Raw genomic sequence first — 243 nt, 5'->3', positions numbered from 1 at the left:
CAAAGGCATAAGCAGCAATCTCTGGTGAACCATCCAGGCCGAAAAACTCAACCACTCCGCGCCACTTGCCATTGTCAAATTGCGAGTGGTAAACCAGGTCAACACCAAATGCCCCGGCAACCATATTCATCAATATGGCCATGTGAGCCGGTGGCGTTCTGCCACTATCAATGGCCGATGAGATATAACTATCCACATCGCTGGCCGCCACATCTGCCTTGGAAATACCATACTTCTGCATTA

General features: G+C 49.8%; 1 protein-coding gene. It reads right to left on the bottom strand.

Annotation, left to right across the window (positions count from 1 at the left end; translation table 11 throughout):
- Positions 1–243: DUF7168 domain-containing protein (locus tag MO867_RS23050; RefSeq protein ID WP_252473486.1), on the bottom strand; the 243-nt coding region annotated here is incomplete at both ends.

This window comes from Microbulbifer okhotskensis, assembly GCF_023895975.1.
GTDB lineage: Bacteria > Pseudomonadota > Gammaproteobacteria > Pseudomonadales > Cellvibrionaceae > Microbulbifer > Microbulbifer okhotskensis.
Note: the sequence above shows the minus strand (reverse complement) of the source record. Positions and strands in the feature narration are given on the sequence as shown.